Origin of the sequence: Paracoccus sp. MKU1, assembly GCF_001447385.1 — a bacterium.
Lineage (GTDB): Bacteria > Pseudomonadota > Alphaproteobacteria > Rhodobacterales > Rhodobacteraceae > Paracoccus.
In genome coordinates this window covers 1-15663 of sequence record NZ_LLWQ01000120.1, presented here as the reverse complement: position 1 = coordinate 15663, position 15663 = coordinate 1, and the positions used below count along the sequence as shown (strand labels likewise).

Genomic DNA, 15663 nt, shown 5'->3' with positions numbered 1-15663 from the left:
ATGCCGGCCGGCGGGCAAGAGGGCGCAAAGGAGAGCCGCATGCACGCCTATTTCGCCGGCCTTGGCACCGCCCTGTCGCTGATCGTCGCCATCGGGGCGCAGAACGCCTTCGTGCTGAAGCAGGGGCTGATGCGCCGGCATGTGCTGGCAACCTGCGCCTTTTGCGCCCTGTCGGATGCGGTGCTGATCACGGCGGGGGTGCTGGGCGCCGGCGCCCTTGCCGCCCGCGCCCCCTGGTTCCTGGAGGCGATGCGCTGGGGCGGCGCGGTCTTTCTGCTGGCCTATGGCGCGCGGGCCTTTCGCGCCGCCTGGCGCGGCGGCGAAGCCTTGCGGGCCGGGCAGGGGACGACCGGGCTTGGCGCGACGCTGGCGGTGCTGGCGGCGCTGACCTGGCTCAACCCGCATGTCTGGCTGGATACGGTGGTGCTGATCGGCTCGATCTCGGCGGGGTGGGAGGACAAGCCGGGCTTCGTCGCCGGTGCGGTCTCGGGCTCGGTGCTGTTCTTCTTTGCGCTGGGTTACGGCGCGCGCTGGCTGTCGCCGGTTTTCGCGCGGCCCGGGGCCTGGCGGGTGCTGGACGGGCTGGTCGGGCTGGTGATGTGGTCGATCGCGCTGGGGCTGGTGCTGAACGGCTGAGCCTTGCGCTGCCGGTGCGGGCGGGGCATGGCTGGGCGGATGAGCAGGGCAGGCCATATCACGCGCAGCGACCTTCCGGGCATCCTGTGGATGCTGGCGGCCGGGTTGTGCTTTGTCGGGGTCAACGGCACGGTGCGCTGGTTGGGCCAGGCGCTGCCGGCGGCCGAGGGCGCCTTTATCCGTTTCGCCTTCGGCCTGCTGTTCCTGGTCCCGGCGCTGGCGCCGGCCTTGCGGCGGGGGTTCGCGCCGCGCATCTGGGCGCTGTTCGCGCTGCGCGGCGGGCTGCATGTGCTGGCGGTGATCCTGTGGTTCTATGCCATGGCGCGCATCACCGTGGCCGAGGTCACCGCCATCGGCTTTCTCAACCCGATCGTGGTCACGCTGGGCGCGACGCTGCTGATGGGCGAGCGGATCTCGTGGCGGCGGGCCCTGGCCATCGCCGTGGCGCTGGCGGGGGCGATGATCGTGCTGCGCCCGGGCATCCGGGTGCTGGAGCCGGGGCATGTCGCGCAGCTTGGCGCCTCGGTGATCTTCGGCCTGTCCTATCTGGTGGCGAAGCGGCTGTCGGAACTGGTGCCGGCCACGGTGGTGGTGGCGATGATGTCGCTGACCGTCTGCATCGGGCTGGCGCCGGTCGCGGCCCTGGTCTGGGTGCCGCCGACGCCGGGGCAATATGCGGTGCTGGCCTGTACGGCATTCTTCGCTACCGCCGGCCATTACGCCATGACGCGGGCCTTTGCTGCGGCGCCGCTGACGGTGACGCAGCCGGTCACCTTCCTGCAACTGATCTGGGCCAGCCTGCTGGGCGCGGTGATTTTTGCCGAGCCGGTCGATCTGTGGGTGCTGGTGGGCGGTGCCATCATGATCGGCGCCATCAGCTACATCACCTGGCGCGAGGCGAAGCTGAGACGCAGAACGATCACGCCGCCGGTGGGGGCGACCCGCGAAAGCTAGGCCGGCTTGCCGGGACGGGGGAACGCGCGTCCGGCCTGCCACGTTGGCCTGGGACGGGGCGGCGGGATCGCCGCCCGCTGATCCGATGACAGGCGGAGACGACAGGACGTGACGGCGGAACGCATCATCCTTGCGGACGACCACCCGGTGTTTCGGGACGGGTTGCGGCGCATCGTGGCCCGGGTCGTGCCGGGGGCCGAGTTGTCCGAGGCCGCCAGTTTCGCCGAGGTCGAGGCCCTGGCCACGGCGGGCGAGGCGCCTGCGGCCTTTCTGCTGGATCTGTTGTTTCCCGGCTTCGACCCCGAGCACGGCATCGCCGCCCTGCGCCGCGGCTATCCGCGCGCGACGATCATCGTGATCTCGATGGTCGATGACGACCGCACGGTGGCCCGCGTCATGCAGGCCGGCGCCGACGGCTTCATCGGCAAGGCCGTCACCCCCGAGGACGTGGCCCAGGCCATCCGGCTGATCCGCGAGGGCGAGGTGGTGATCCGGCAAAGCAGCGGCGGCCCGCTGCCGGCCGCGCCCGACGATGGGATCGAGGCGCTGAGCCCGCGGCAAAAGGAAGTGCTGCGGCTGATCGCCCGCGGTGCCTCGAACAAGGAGATCGCGCGCGCGCTGGACATCTCGCCCTTCACCGTGCGCATCCATGTCTCGGCCATACTGCGCGTCCTGGAGGTGCCGACGCGGGCGGCCGCGGCGGCACGGGCGGCGCAGGGGGTGCTTTAGCCGCCGCGCGCCAGCCGCAGCGACAGCATCAGCGCCCGCAGCTCGGCCGGGCGCATGGGCTTGGGCAGGATCGGCAGGCCGGGGTCGCCCAACCGTTCGCGCACGCGGGCCTCGTCATGGGCGGTGATGACGATGGCGGGGATCGGCGCGCCAAGGGCGGCGCGGGCGATGGCGATGGCGTCGCCGCCGGTCAGCGGGCCGTTCAGGTCGAAATCGGCGACGATCATGTCGCAGGGCGGCACCTGTTCGGGCGGCTGCTGATGGGCGTGGACCGTGCAGCCCCAGCGTTCCATCAGCATCTGCGTGGACAGGAGCACCGCCGGATCGTCCTCGATCAGCAGGACGCGCAGCCCTTGCAGCAGGCTTTGCGGCGGGTTGCTGCGCGGGCGGCCGTCGGGTCGGGACGGCGCGGGCGGCGGTTCGGTCACGCACAGCCCGGTCAGCGCCACCGTGGTCCCGCGTCCGGGGACCGAGCGCAGCTCGACCCCCGCGCTGATCAGCTGGGCCATGCGCTGCACGATGGCAAGGCCCAGCCCCACGCCCTCGACATCGCGGCCGGGCGGCTGGACGCGATAGAACTCCTCGAACAGATGCGGCTGGTGCTCGGGTGCGACGCCGATGCCGCGGTCGATCACCAGCACGTCGATTCCGGGCCCGCGCCTGCGGCAGCCGATCAGCACCCGGGCCCCGGGCGCATATTTCACCGCGTTCGAGACCAGGTTTTGCAGCATCACCGTCAGCAGGCCCGGATCGCTTTCCACCGTCAGCCCGGTTTCGACCAGCCGCAGCTCGACCCCGGCGCGGCGGGCGGCCTCCTGGTGCTGGGTGACGACGTCGCGCAGGATCGCGCCCAGCGGCACCGCCTGCATGCGCGGCACGACGCCGCCGCTGTCCAGCGTCGCGATGTCCAGAAGCGACCGGAACATGCGCCGGACGCTTTGCAGCGAATGCTCGATATTCTCGACCATCTGCCGCTCGGACGGGGCCAGTCCCGCCTCGCGCAGGCAATTGGTGAACAGGCTGATGGCGTGGATCGGCTGGCGCAGGTCGTGGCTGGCCTGGGCCAGAAAGCGCGACTTGGCCAGGTTGGCCGCATCGGCCGAGCGATAGGCCTCGCGCGTGTCGGCCAGCAGCAGGTTGGCATAGAACGGCACGATCAGCGAGGTCAGCACGAAGGTCGCCACCAGATAGGGCTGGGCGCGCCAGAACGGGCTGAAGACGGCGATCAGCATCAGGCTGACCAGCGCCGCGACGGTCGCGCCGACCAGATAGCGCGTGCCGTAGCGCATGCCGAAGCCGACAGTCACCCAAAGCAGCAGCGAGGCCATCGGCGCCATGAACGGCCCGCCCAGCGTCATCAGCAGCGTCAGCGTGCCGAAGTCCAGCACCATGCAGAAGATCCGGCGCCAGTGATAGACGCCGGGCCACAGGCGGATCGCGGCGAACAGCAGGCAGGTGACGGTCATGAAGACCGGCATGTAGATCTGAAAGACCAGATCGGCGGTTTCGTCCACCAGTTCCAGCAGGTTGCCGATCATGGCATAGGCCGCGACCACGACGGTCAGCACCACCCGGACCAGCGACTGCCCGGCCTCGGCGTCATAGCTGCTGTCGGGCCGGCGGGTGCCGGATATGGCGCGGCGCAGGCGTGCAGCCGTCAGCATCCCCATTCGCCTTGCCCCCGCCATCGTTCACGACATCCAGCCTAGTCGCCCCTGCGGTGCAAGGGCAATGCGCTGGTCAGGCCCGCAGGGGTTCCGGCTCGGCCCGGGGGGTGTCCAGAACCGCCTCGGAGGCCGAGCCGGCCAGGATCAGCCGCCGCTCGATATCCTCGAGCGGGATGCCGCCGCGCACCAGCCAGGCGGCGACCTCTTCGAAGAACGCCTGGAGCGCGTTGCAATAGACGCTGGGATTGTCGAAGCCGTTTTGCGCCGAATAGCGGTTGGTGAAGGTGCCGCCCCGGCAGGTGCCCCACCAGGGGCAGGCGGCGCAGGCTGCCGGCGGCGTGGCGGCGGCCTGCTGCATCTCGAGCAGCGCCGGCGTGGCGAAGATCTGCGCCACGCTGTCGAAATCGCGCACATGGCCGATGTCGCGGAAACGCGCGTCGAGCGTGCGCGCGGTATCCTCGGCGCCCAGCATCCCGTTCGAGGAAATCGTCAGGATGCGCGACAGCCGGCGCGCCGAATCCGTGCAGGTGCGGGCCCCCTCGTCGCTGAGCAGGGTGTCGAGCAGATCCTTGATGAAGCGCACGCGCAGCCCGCTGTCGCGCCGTCGCACCCAGGCGCGGAACACGCCGATCATGAAACTCTCGACCCCCGCCACCTGCGCCGGCGCAATGCCCTGGTCGTGGCCGCCGTCGGGATGCAGGAAGTTCATCCGCTGCGCGCCGATCTCGCCCGAGAAATGCTCCAGGCGCTGGCCGCCGTCGCCCTCGGGGTCGATCACGCTGAGCAGGCCGGGATGCAGGTCGATGCCGGCCCCGTTCTCGCCCGCGAGGCGGCGAAAGCCCTGCACCGCGCGGTGATAGGTGCCGCGCCCCTTCTTGTCGATGCGAAAGCGGTCGTTCGCGGCCTCGTCGCCGTCCAGGCTGACGCCGACCCCGATCCCCAGATCCGCGCAAAAGCGGATCCAGGCGTCGTTGACCAGCATGCCGTTGGTCTGCATCGACAGGCCCAGCTCGGCCACCCGGCCGCTTTCGGACAGGCGGCGCGCGGCGCGGGCGATGCGGGCGATCACCGGCTTGGGGGCCATCATCGGTTCGCCGCCGTGGAAATAGATCATCAGGTTCTCGACCGCGCCGTCGGCGGTGATGCGGTCCAGGAAGGCTTCGATTTCGGCGGCGGTGTCCTCGTTGACATAGGGCGGATGGAACTTGTGACTCTCATCGCCGCCGAAAAAGAAATAGCAATAGGTGCAGGCAATGTTGCAGCGCTCGGCCACCTTGACGATCAGGTCCAGAGATTTCGCTTCGCGGCTTTCCATCGACGATCCTCCTTGGTGACGTTCATGCCGGCCGGGCGCGGTTCAGATCATTGCTGGCATTCGCCCGTGGTCGTGGTCTTGGAATGGCCGTTGCCGCGCAGGAACTCGGAGCGGCCGAAGCAGACCTGCCCGCCCGCAACGAGGGCCATCTCGTCATCGGTCAGGAATTGCAGGTCGGCCGGCGGCGCATCGGGCTGGTCGTTCTGCCGGGACACGCGATTGGCGAGGGTTTTGCGAAGGCTCATGTGGGTCTCCTCTCTCCTTGGCTGGGTCTGGCCGGGACTTTCCCGGCGGTTCGCCGGACGAAGGCGGCGGTGTCGTGCAGCCTTCGGCCCAAGGATCAGACTGGCAGGCGCCCCCCGGCCTGGCCATTAGCACAGATGCACTAGTCGCTCAGCCCTCGGCCGAAACCGGCGCATCGGCGCTGCGCAGCGGCAGGCGCGGGCCATGCGGCACCGCGACCAGCCCGCCCGAGCCGTCCAGCCGCAGCACCCGGTCGGCCGTCGCCAGCGTCGTGTCGCGATGCGCCACGATGATCCGCGTCATCGGCAGGCGCCTGACCGCGGCATTGATCGCCTGTTCGTTGGCGCTGTCGAGATGGCTGGTCGCCTCGTCCAGGAACAGCACCGCCGGCCGCCGGCACAGCGCGCGCGCCAGCACCACCCGCTGCCTCTGCCCGCCCGACAGCGTGCTGCCCATGTCGCCGACCAGCGTCTCATAGCCCATGGGCAGCGCCATGATGTCGTCGTGGATCGCAGCCATGCGGGCGCATTCGTGCAGCCAGTCCTGCGGCACGGCGCTGTCGAAGCCGGCGATGTTGTCGCGGATCGAGCCGGCGAACAGCCGGTCGTCCTGCAACACGCAGCCGATGCGGGCGCGATAGGCCGCCAGCCCCATGCTGCCCACCGGAACGCCGTCGATCAGGATCTGCCCCTGCAAGGGCGCGGCCAGCCCCGAGAGCAGTTTCAGCAGCGTCGTCTTGCCCACGCCCGAGGGTCCGGCGATGCCCAGGCATTCCCCCCGCGCCACGGTCAGGTTCAGCTCGCGCAGCAGCATCGGCTCGGTCTCGGCATAACGATAGCTGAGGTCGCGCACTTCCAGCGCCGCAGCGCCGCCGGCCGCGACGGGGGGCGCGGGCAGGGCGTGCCTTTCGTCCGGCTCCTCCGGCTCGGCCAGCGCGATGTCCGAGATCCGCTCGCCATGCAGCGACAGCATGCGGAATTGCAGCCCGGTGTCGATCAGCGCGACGATGCGGGTGGCGAACTGGTCCTTGTAGGCCAGGAAGGCCACGAACATGCCGACCGACAGCGGCCCCTCGATCACCGCCCGCACGCCCAGCCAGATGATCAGCACCCGGTCCAGCCCGAACAGCAAGCCCCCGGCGGCCTGATACCAGGTCTCCAGCCGCTGCACGCGCAATTCGGCGTTGATGCGCTCGACCAGATGATTGATCCAGGTGCCGCGCCGCCGCGGTTCCAGGCCCAGCACCTTGACGCTGGCGATGCCGCGCACCGATTCCATGAAATGCGTGCTTTCCTGGGCCGCGTGGATGATCCCTTCTTCGCACATGCGGCGGAAGGCGCGATACGAGGCCAGCCGGAACAGCGCATAGGCCAGCGTGCCGGCCAGCGCGACGGCGGCCAGCCAGCCGCCGTATAGCCACATCATCGCCACCAGCAGCACCGACATGACCCCGTCCAGCAGCGACTGGATGGCATTGGTGGTCAGCACCTGCTGCACGCTGTCCACCGAGGAAAACCGCGAGACGATGTCGCCGACATGGCGTTTCTCGAAAAAGCCCAGCGGCAGACGCATCAGCCGGTCGAACAGCGCCACCCGCCATTGCAGGATCAGGCTGGAGCCGACCAGCATGGCGATCCAGGTCCGCGCCAGGTTGGCGCCGACCTGCAAGACCAGCAGCATGGCCAGCGCGATGGCGATCAGCGTCAAGAGGTCACGGTCGGCCGCCACGATCACCTCGTCCAGCACCAGCTGGAAGCCGATGGGCAGCGCGATGGTCACCAGTTCGATCAACGCCGAGATCGCCAGCACCCGCACCGCCGCCCGGCCGATGCCGGCGGTGCGCAGCACCAGATCGGTCAGGCGGATGCGGGCGCGTTCGTCGCAGCGCCGGAACTCGCCCGTCGGCCAGGCCTCCAGCGCGATGCCGGTGAAGGCGGCCGAGACCTCGTCCAGCGGCAGCCGGCGCAGGCCGATGGCGGGGTCGTGGATATGGGCATGGCGCCCCGTCACCCGGGTCAGCACCACGAAATGCCGGCGGTTCCAATGCAGGATGCAGGGCAGGCGCAGCCGGCGCAGGTCGTCCATGCCCAGCCGCAGCGCCCGCGTGGCCAGCCCCAGCCGGCCGCCCAGTTGCACCAGATCCTTCAGCGTCGCGCCGCCCATCGCCAGCGCGATGCGGCGGCGGATCGCCGGCAGGTCCAGCCGGTGGCCGTGATGCCCGGCGATCATCGCCATGCAGGCTAGGCCGCATTCCGCCGCCTCGCCCTGAAGGATCACCGGCGTCCGGCTGGTGATGCGCGACGACAGGCGGGACAGCAGCTCACGGCTCATGCGCATGCTCCGGCGCGGCCTGGGCAAAGGCGCCCTTCAGGCCGAACAGCGGTTCCAGGATCCATTGCCAGATCGGGCGGCTGTCCAGCAGCAGATGCGCCTCGACCTGCATGCCGGCCTGCAGGGGCTCGGGCTTGCCATAGGCCATGACGAAGGGCCGGTCGGGCGCGACGGTGACGCGAAACAGGCTGGGCCCCTTGTCGGGATCGGCGGCGGGGGCCAGGTCGGCGACCTCGTCGCCGCGCAGGTTCGCGCGTGAGATCACGCTGATCCGTCCCGGATATTGTCCGAATTTCTGATAGGGAAAGGCCGGATAGCGCAGCAGCACGTCCGCCCCCTCGCGCAGGAACCCGACCGAGCCGCCGGGCGCCACCAGCTGCGCAACCAGCGGCTGGTCGTCCGGCACGATGGTCAGCAGCGGCGTGCCCTCTGCCACGGTCTGCCCGGCGCGGGTGATGATCGCCGTCACCATGCCGTCGCGCGGCGCGGTGATGCGCAAGGCGCGGCGGGCCTCGGCCTCGGAAAGCTGCTGTTCGACGTCCAGAAGCTGGGCTTGCAGCGCCGCCAGCCGCGCCTCGGCCTCGGGGTCGAAGCCGGCAAGCTCGCTGGTCAGGGCGTCGCGCTGGCCGGCCAGCTGCACCTCTTCGCGCCGCAGCCGGGCCAGTTCGGCGCGCTGCGCCTGCAAGGCTTGCAGGCGCGATTCGTAATCGCTCGCCAGCCCCATGCCGCGGTCGAGGTTGCGGCGCTGGCGCTCGGCGAAATCCTCAAGCTGGCCGGCGAAATCCTCGGCCGTCTGGATCTGGGCGCGCAGCTGCGGCAGTTCGCGCCCAAGGCTGGCCAGCTGGTCCTGCAACCGCTGGCGGGCGGCCTGGTCGAATTCCCGCTGCGCCGCCAGCGCGCGGTGCAATTCGGTCCGCTTGCGTTCCAGGATATCCGTCACCGCGTCCTGCGTATTGCCGCGCGCGGTCGCGGTGTCGATGTCCAGCGCGTAAAGCATCTGTCCGCGACGCACGCGGTCGCCCTCGTTCACGGCCAGTTCGCTGACCCAGCCGGGCTGCGGCGCGACCAGCCGCGTCAGCCCGCCGGCCGGCAGGATCACCCCCGAGGCACGCACTCGCCGGGTATAGTCCCCGAAGATGACGAAGCAGAGCGCCGCGATCACGAAAACGGCCGAAAACAGCGCCACCGCCCCGGCGGAAGGCCCGTTCACCAGCATCGGCCGGCCCAGCCAGTCGGATCGGCGGGCCGCCTCGACCTCGCGGCGGAAGAAGGGCGTCTGCTCGTTCATGCGCCCAGTCTAGCGTCGGCCGGGGGCGGCCGCTTCTAGCACGGATGTGCTATTGCGCCCCATCGATGCGCGTCGAGGAGCGCGCCCGGCAAGCGGTCCGCGATTCCGTCCCCCGGGGGCGCATTCGTCCCGCATGTGCGGCCGTTGGCGCCGTTGCTCCGGGCATGCCGGAATGCTGCATGCCGCCGGGTGCAAAGCGGGACATCGGTCACGCTTCGCAAGGCCCTGCCGCCGACCCAAACCGGCAAGGTTTTCGGTGGCCGAGTCATGCGGACGAACGGCCGTAGATCGCAGGAGCTTCTCAAGCCATTGACAAACAATAATATAAAAAACGATGGGTGAACACGTCTTTCTCTTGAAATAAACGATAAACTCTGTCGTAATTATGGATATGGGAAGAGTCCCTCAAGGCAGAGTAAGGAGGACAAGGCATCATGATCCGCAGCATTCGCGTGACCGACAGCCAGCTGGCCCATGGCCGGGTGATTCGCCGCCATCTCGACGGTCGCGTCACGGTCGAGGACGGCACCAAGCGCATGACCGGCTATCCGCTGAATCCCGGATTCTGGGACCGCTGCCTGGGCTTCTCGATGCGGCGCGCCGTGGCGATGATGGTGACCGTGGCCGGTCTTGGCCTGGCTGGTCAGGCCCATGCCGACAACACCCTGCTGAATGTCAGCTACGACCCGACGCGCGAGCTTTACCGCGAGGTCAACGCCGCCTTCGCTGCGAAATGGCAGGCCGAGGGCCACAAGGCGCCGACCATCGAGACCTCGCATGGCGGCTCGGGCGCGCAGGCGCGCTCGGTGATCGACGGGCTCAAGGCGCAGGTGGTGACGCTGGCGCTGGCCTCGGATATCGACCAGATCGCGTCCCGCGGCCTTTTGCCCGAGGACTGGCAGTCGCGCTTGCCGCATAACAGCTCACCCTATACCTCGACCATCGTCTTCCTGGTGCGCGAGGGCAATCCCAAGGGCATCCAGGACTGGGGCGACCTGGTCAAGGAAGGCGTCGAGGTGATCACCCCGAACCCCAAGACCAGCGGCGGGGCGCGCTGGAACTATCTCGCCGCTTGGGCCTGGGCGCAGAAGAACGGCCAGGACCCCAAGGCCTTCGTGGGCGAGCTGTTCAAGCATGTCCCGGTGCTTGACAGCGGCGCGCGCGGTTCGACCACCACCTTCACCCAGCGCGAGATCGGCGACGTGCTGCTGGCCTGGGAGAACGAGGCCTATCTGGCGCTGAACGAGCTGGGCGAGGATCGGTTCGACATCGTCGTGCCCTCGGTCTCGATCCTGGCCGAGCCCCCGGTCGCCATCGTGGACAAGAACATCGCCGATGACGAGCAGAAGGCGCTGGCCGATGCCTATCTGGCCTTCCTCTATTCGCCGGAAGGCCAGGCGCTGGCCTACAAGCACTATTATCGCGCCTGGGACGACAGCGCCGCCAATCCCGAGGACGTGGCGCGCTTTCCGCAACTCGATCTGGTGACCATCGCCGATTTCGGCGGCTGGAAACAGGCCCAGCCCGAGCATTTCGGCGACGGCGGCACGTTCGACCAGATCTATTCGGGGCAATGACCGATGGCGCTGGCATTCCGCTTGCAGAAATCTCCCATGCCGGGCTTCGGGCTCGGCATGGGCATCACCTTGGCCATGCTGTCGCTGATCGTCATCCTGCCGGTCGGCGCGCTGCTGGCGCGCGGCATCAGCTATGGCCCCGAGGCGGTCTGGACTGCCATCAACACCCCGCGGGTCTGGGCGGCGCTGTATCTGTCCTTCCGGCTGGCCTTTCTGGCCGCGCTGTTCAACCTGGTCTTTGGCACGCTGCTGGCCTGGGTGCTGGCGCGCTATGACTTTCCGGGCCGGCGGCTGGTCGATGCGCTGGTCGATCTGCCCTTCGCCCTGCCGACGGCGGTGGCGGGCATCGCGCTGACCGCGCTTTACGCGCCGAACGGCGTCTTCGGCAGCATCGTTCGGGATCTGGGCGGCAAGATCGCCTATACGCAATGGGGCATCCTGATCGCGCTGATCTTCGTCGGCCTGCCCTTCGTCACCCGCACCGTGCAGCCGGTGATCGCCGAGATCGAGCAGGAGGTGGAGGAGGCCTCGGCCACCCTGGGGGCAGGGCGGTTCTACACCCTGCGCCGGGTGATCCTGCCCATGCTGCTGCCGGCGGCGCTGACCGGCTTTGCGCTGTCGCTGGCGCGCGCGGTCGGCGAATACGGCTCGGTCATCTTCATCGCCGGCAACCTGCCGCTGAAAACCGAGATCGCGCCCTTGCTGATCGTCATCAAGCTCGAGGAGTTCGACTATGACGGCGCGGCGGCCATCGGTATCGCCATGCTGCTGATTTCCTTCAGCATGCTGCTGGCGATCAACCTGATCCAGATCTGGAGCCGGCGGAGGATCGGCCATGTTTGACAGCACGCTGAACGCAGCCGCGGCCGAAAAACCCGCGAAATGGCGCCCGGTGACCGAGGAAAGCCGGCTCACCCGGCTGGTCCTGATCGCCCTGGCGCTGGGCGGGCTCGCCATCCTGGTGCTCGCGCCGCTTGTGGTGGTCTTTGCCGAGGCGCTGGCTCGGGGCGCCGGCCAGGCGCTCGCCTCGTTGGCCCGGCCCGAGGCGACCTCGGCCATCCGGCTGACGCTGATCGTCGCGGCGATCTCGGTGCCGGTGAATGCCGTCTTCGGCATCGCCGCCGCCTGGACGATCACCAAGTTCGACTTCCGCGGCAAGGCTTTCCTGATCACGCTGATCGACCTGCCTTTTTCCATCTCGCCGGTGGTGGCGGGCCTGGCGCTGGTGCTCCTGTTCGGCACCAACAGCCTGATCGGCGGCTGGTTGGTCGTCAGCGGCTTCCCGATCATCTTCGCCCTGCCGGGGATCGTGCTGGCCTCGATCTTCGTCACCTTTCCCTTCGTCGCGCGCGAGCTGATCCCGGTGATGATCGAGCAGGGCCGGGCCGAGGAGGAGGCGGCGCTGACGCTGGGCGCCTCGGGCTGGCGCGCCTTCCTGACCGTGACGCTGCCCAACATCAAATGGGCGCTGCTTTATGGCGTGCTGCTGTGCAACGCCCGGGCCATGGGAGAGTTCGGCGCCGTGGCCGTGGTCTCGGGCAAGATCCGTGGCCAGACCGCCACCATGCCGATCACCATCGAGATGCTCTACAACGAATATCTCTCGGTCGCCGCCTTCAGCCTGGCCGGGGTGCTGGCCCTGCTCGGGCTGCTGACGCTGACGCTGAAGACCGTGCTGGAATGGCGCCATGCCGACCAGCTGGCCGCCGGCCGCCGGCACTGAACAATCGAGGTCCATCATGCATATCGAAATCGACGAAATCGCCAAGAGTTTCGGGTCGACCACCGCGCTGCACCCGGTCAGCCTGGCCATCCCCTCGGGGGCGCTGGTGGCGCTGCTGGGGCCGTCCGGCTCGGGCAAGACCACGCTGCTGCGCATCCTGGGCGGGCTGGAATTCCCGACCTCGGGCCGGGTGCTGTTCGACGGGCAGGACGCGACGGGGCTTTCCGTGCAGGAACGCCGCGCCGGTTTCGTGTTCCAGAGCTATGCGCTGTTCCGGCACATGACCGTGTTCGAGAACATCGCCTATGGGCTGCGCGCCCGCCCGCGCCGCACCCGCCCGCCGCAGGCCGAGATCGAGCGCCGGGTGACAAAGCTGCTGGAGCTGATCCAGCTGCCGCAGATCGCCAAGCGCTTCCCCAGCCAGCTGTCGGGCGGCCAGCGCCAGCGCGTGGCCCTGGCCCGGGCGCTGGCCATCGAGCCCCGCATGCTGCTGCTGGACGAGCCTTTCGGCGCGCTCGATGCCCGGGTGCGCAAGGAGCTGCGCCAGGGCCTGCGCGAGATCCATGACACCACCGGCCTGACCACGGTCTTCGTCACCCATGACCAGGACGAGGCGATGGAGCTCGCGGACCTGGTGGTGGTGATGTCCATGGGCCGGATCGAGCAGGTCGGCCGCCCGCAGGACATCCGTGCCCGGCCGGCGACGCCCTTCGTGCGCGAGTTCATCGAGGTCTGAGCCGCCGCCGTCATATGGGGATGGGGGACGAGGACGCCTCCCGGGCCCACGGCCGCTGCGCCGGGGGCCGGGAACGCAACGACCGTCCGCAGCCTTCGGGCTCGGGGTTGTCAGGTCGGATTCCGGGCGGATCGGAAGGCCGGCATGGATTGCCGGCCTCTTTCACTCGACCGGATAGCCGTATTGCAGCAGGAAACGCCAGATATTGCGGTTGAGCTGGGACAGCATGTCAAGGTCCTGATCCAGCCGCTGCATTTCGTCGCTGCCGAGGGTTTGCTTCCGGCCCATATGGATGCGGTCGCGCCGGTCGGCGATCCGCATCAGGATGGTCGAGACCGAGCCATCCTCCTGAAAGGACCAGATGCTGTGATTGTAGCGGTGCCGGACGGCGGACAGCTTGGCGAAACGGGCCGTCAGCTCCAGCAGTTCCTGTTGCTCCTGCCCGGCCGGCAGGCGCAGTTTCGCGAGACGCTCGACCATCTCGATCCGGCCGCGAGTCGAGGAGACCGACAGGAAGACCACCACGGCGGCCCCCTTGTCCATTCCGGTCAGCCCGGCGAGCATGTGGATCAGCAGGCTTTCCGTGTTGCTCCAGGCATAGTTCAGACGCCCCACGCGCAGCAGTACCGCATCCAGGTCGGGTTCGAGCGCGGCGGCCCCCGATATCGGCGGCGGGTCGGTCACGACCGCAAGGCGCGATAGCGCATCGCCGCCTCGGTGCGGTTATGGGCCCCCAGGCGCAGGCTGGCATTGCGAAGATGCAGCTTGACCGTATGGACCGACAGACCCAGCGTCGACGCGATCCGCTTGTTCGACTGGCCATCGGCGACCAGGCGCAGCACGTCTTGTTGCCGCTGGGTCAGGCCAAGCTCGTCCGGGACCAGGGGAGGGGGTATCGCGATCCCGGCCGGCGAAATGATCTCGGGGAAGATGTAATTGCCGCCATGCGCGACCAGCTTGATGACGGAAAGCCAGACGTCGAGCCGGATATTCAGCGGCACGATGCTGATCCCGCGCTGCCGCAGTTCCTCATCGTCATAGCAGGCGCGGCCGAAGGCGCCGGTGCAGAAGGCAACGGCCAGCGCCACATCGGTCAGTTCCAGCAGATAGGCGCGATCCTCTTTTGTCAGGCCGCGCATGGTCGGTTCGTCCAGAACCAGCAGCGTCGGCCTTTCATTGGTCAATTCGGACAGGCTGCGGAAATCGTCGAAGGACGGCGCAGCGGCGACGGTGATATGTCCCAACTCCTGACTGGTTACCGAGATCAGGCTATGCGAAAAATTGCACTGCGTACCGACAAAGAGAACCTCTGCCGTTCCGCGTGCGGGCCGGTCTGACAACGTATGAATCTCATGTGATACGCCATCGCAAAATGCCATGTTCATGTCATTGCTACCTTCTTGCGTATGGACTTCCCCCTCGTCCCGATCGGTCCTCCCAAACCGATCGATCGGGCTCAGCCTAGCAAAATTTCGCCGAGCCTGAAAGGCGAGAGAGCAAGATAAGTTCAAGAATCACCGTGGCTTAGTTGTAATATTACCGGCTCGCACCATCTAGGGTAGAGAACCGTGACCGGGCCTGCCCCTTGGGCGCCGGAGCGGCGGGAGCGGCGCCGGTTTCCCTGACGGAAGGGATTAATCCTTTTGGGGGATCTCCGGAGCGGCCGGGGCCGCCTGGCTACAGCCCCGAGGCGGAATCCCCCTGAATTCGGACTGCCCAGACCTAGCCTCTTCGTGCAGCTAGGCCGAATCGGTGACCCGGGCGTAGCCTTCCTGAAGGTCGGTCTCGGGCAGTCCCGCGCCGGCCGAACGGGTGCCGCCCGAGGTGGCGTGCGGTCATCCGCGATCAGCAGCAAGACGAGGACGGTCGTGCCGTCGCGACGGTGGGCGCTAGCCCGGCGAGCGGCCCCGGCTTGCCTTCATCCACCGGAACCGGGCGGGCAAGCGTGCTTGTGAATGATCTGGCCGCATTTCACCCGCCTCTGACAGGAGGTAACGACGATGGCTGGCAGCCGTAACATGAATCTATTCGCCTGGCCGATCGACAATCAGGACCAGGAGCAAGAGCAGGGCCAAGGTCAGGGCCAGGGGCAAGGCCAGGGCCAGGGGCAAGGCCAGGGGCAGCTGAACAAGCAGGCCCAGGGTCAGGACCAGGGTCAGGATCAAGGCCAAGACCAGGGCCAGGATCAGGGACAGGGCCAGCACCAAAGCCAGAGCAACGCGAACGACAACGCGAATGCCAATGCGAACTCGAACAGCAGCGCATCCGAGACGCATGCCTATAACGCCGCCGCCAATGCGGCCGGCAACCTGGCTGGCAATGCGGCCAAGAACAAGGCCGACAACGACGCCAGCAACGATGCGCATAACGACGCGAACAATGACGCGCGCAATGATGCGACCAACGACGCCTTCAACAAGGCCGTGAACACGGCCTATAACAACACCGATGTCGAGACCAATGT

14 protein-coding genes and 1 pseudogene are annotated in these 15663 nt (G+C 68.3%); 8 read left to right on the top strand and 7 right to left on the bottom strand.

The annotated features are described in order from the left end of the window. Nucleotides 1–39: 39 nt before the first annotated feature. From AQY21_RS07680 to AQY21_RS07670, 3 genes are all read left to right on the top strand, one after another. Nucleotides 40–636, top strand: a complete 597-nt coding sequence (locus AQY21_RS07680; RefSeq protein WP_058097167.1) for a LysE/ArgO family amino acid transporter — start codon at nucleotides 40–42, stop codon at nucleotides 634–636. 39 nt (nucleotides 637–675) lie between these two features. Then, on the top strand, nucleotides 676–1590 hold the full coding sequence (locus tag AQY21_RS07675) for a DMT family transporter (protein WP_082658026.1): 915 nt from the start codon (nucleotides 676–678) through the stop codon (nucleotides 1588–1590). A gap of 108 nt (nucleotides 1591–1698) precedes the next feature. Continuing rightward, complete coding sequence (locus AQY21_RS07670) at nucleotides 1699–2319, top strand: response regulator transcription factor (RefSeq protein WP_058097125.1); 621 nt, start codon at nucleotides 1699–1701, stop codon at nucleotides 2317–2319. Here AQY21_RS07670 and AQY21_RS07665 read toward each other — a convergent pair. The 5 genes from AQY21_RS07665 to AQY21_RS07645 form a co-directional block, all read right to left on the bottom strand. Beyond that, on the bottom strand, nucleotides 2316–3983 hold the full coding sequence (locus tag AQY21_RS07665; RefSeq protein ID WP_238986716.1) for a hybrid sensor histidine kinase/response regulator: 1668 nt from the start codon (nucleotides 3981–3983) through the stop codon (nucleotides 2316–2318). The two genes, AQY21_RS07670 and AQY21_RS07665, sit on opposite strands and share 4 nt — an antisense overlap. Nucleotides 3984–4059: 76 nt before the next feature. Then, nucleotides 4060–5301, bottom strand: coding sequence for a radical SAM protein (locus AQY21_RS07660; RefSeq protein WP_058097123.1), 1242 nt, complete (start codon nucleotides 5299–5301; stop codon nucleotides 4060–4062). Nucleotides 5302–5348: 47 nt separating this feature from the next. After that, on the bottom strand, nucleotides 5349–5546 hold the full coding sequence (locus tag AQY21_RS07655) for a hypothetical protein (RefSeq protein ID WP_058097122.1): 198 nt from the start codon (nucleotides 5544–5546) through the stop codon (nucleotides 5349–5351). 148 nt (nucleotides 5547–5694) lie between these two features. After that, entirely contained in the window at nucleotides 5695–7875 is a 2181-nt protein-coding gene (locus AQY21_RS07650; RefSeq protein ID WP_058097121.1) for a peptidase domain-containing ABC transporter, read from the bottom strand. After that, complete coding sequence (locus AQY21_RS07645) at nucleotides 7865–9163, bottom strand: HlyD family secretion protein (protein ID WP_058097120.1); 1299 nt, start codon at nucleotides 9161–9163, stop codon at nucleotides 7865–7867. Before AQY21_RS07645 ends, AQY21_RS07650 begins: the two co-directional genes overlap by 11 nt. Before the next feature lie 608 nt (nucleotides 9164–9771). Here AQY21_RS07645 and AQY21_RS07640 point away from each other — a divergent pair. The 4 genes from AQY21_RS07640 to AQY21_RS07625 are packed head-to-tail and all read left to right on the top strand — an operon-like array spanning nucleotide 9772 to nucleotide 13199. After that, nucleotides 9772–10740, top strand: a complete 969-nt coding sequence (locus AQY21_RS07640) for a sulfate ABC transporter substrate-binding protein (RefSeq protein WP_238986718.1) — start codon at nucleotides 9772–9774, stop codon at nucleotides 10738–10740. Between the two features lie 3 nt (nucleotides 10741–10743). Beyond that, nucleotides 10744–11583 (top strand): sulfate ABC transporter permease subunit CysT, encoded by an 840-nt coding sequence (cysT, locus tag AQY21_RS07635; protein ID WP_058097118.1) that lies wholly within the window; start codon nucleotides 10744–10746, stop codon nucleotides 11581–11583. After that, nucleotides 11576–12463: a sulfate ABC transporter permease subunit CysW gene (cysW, locus tag AQY21_RS07630; RefSeq protein WP_058097117.1), complete on the top strand. Its 888-nt coding sequence runs from the start codon at nucleotides 11576–11578 to the stop codon at nucleotides 12461–12463. Before cysT ends, cysW begins: the two co-directional genes overlap by 8 nt. A 16-nt stretch (nucleotides 12464–12479) precedes the next feature. After that, nucleotides 12480–13199, top strand: a complete 720-nt coding sequence (locus AQY21_RS07625; protein ID WP_082658030.1) for a sulfate/molybdate ABC transporter ATP-binding protein — start codon at nucleotides 12480–12482, stop codon at nucleotides 13197–13199. Nucleotides 13200–13361: 162 nt separating this feature from the next. Here the strand turns inward: AQY21_RS07625 and AQY21_RS07620 are convergent, their stop codons facing one another. Together AQY21_RS07620 and AQY21_RS07615 are read right to left on the bottom strand one after the other, a co-directional pair. Beyond that, on the bottom strand, nucleotides 13362–13883 hold the full coding sequence (locus AQY21_RS07620) for a hypothetical protein (protein ID WP_238986715.1): 522 nt from the start codon (nucleotides 13881–13883) through the stop codon (nucleotides 13362–13364). Further along, a complete protein-coding gene (locus AQY21_RS07615) occupies nucleotides 13880–14443 on the bottom strand; it encodes a response regulator transcription factor (protein ID WP_058097115.1) in 564 nt (187 codons plus the stop codon). Before AQY21_RS07615 ends, AQY21_RS07620 begins: the two co-directional genes overlap by 4 nt. Nucleotides 14444–15199: 756 nt before the next feature. Here AQY21_RS07615 and AQY21_RS29170 point away from each other — a divergent pair. Continuing rightward, a pseudogene (locus tag AQY21_RS29170) lies at nucleotides 15200–15663 on the top strand (hypothetical protein); the annotation flags it as partial.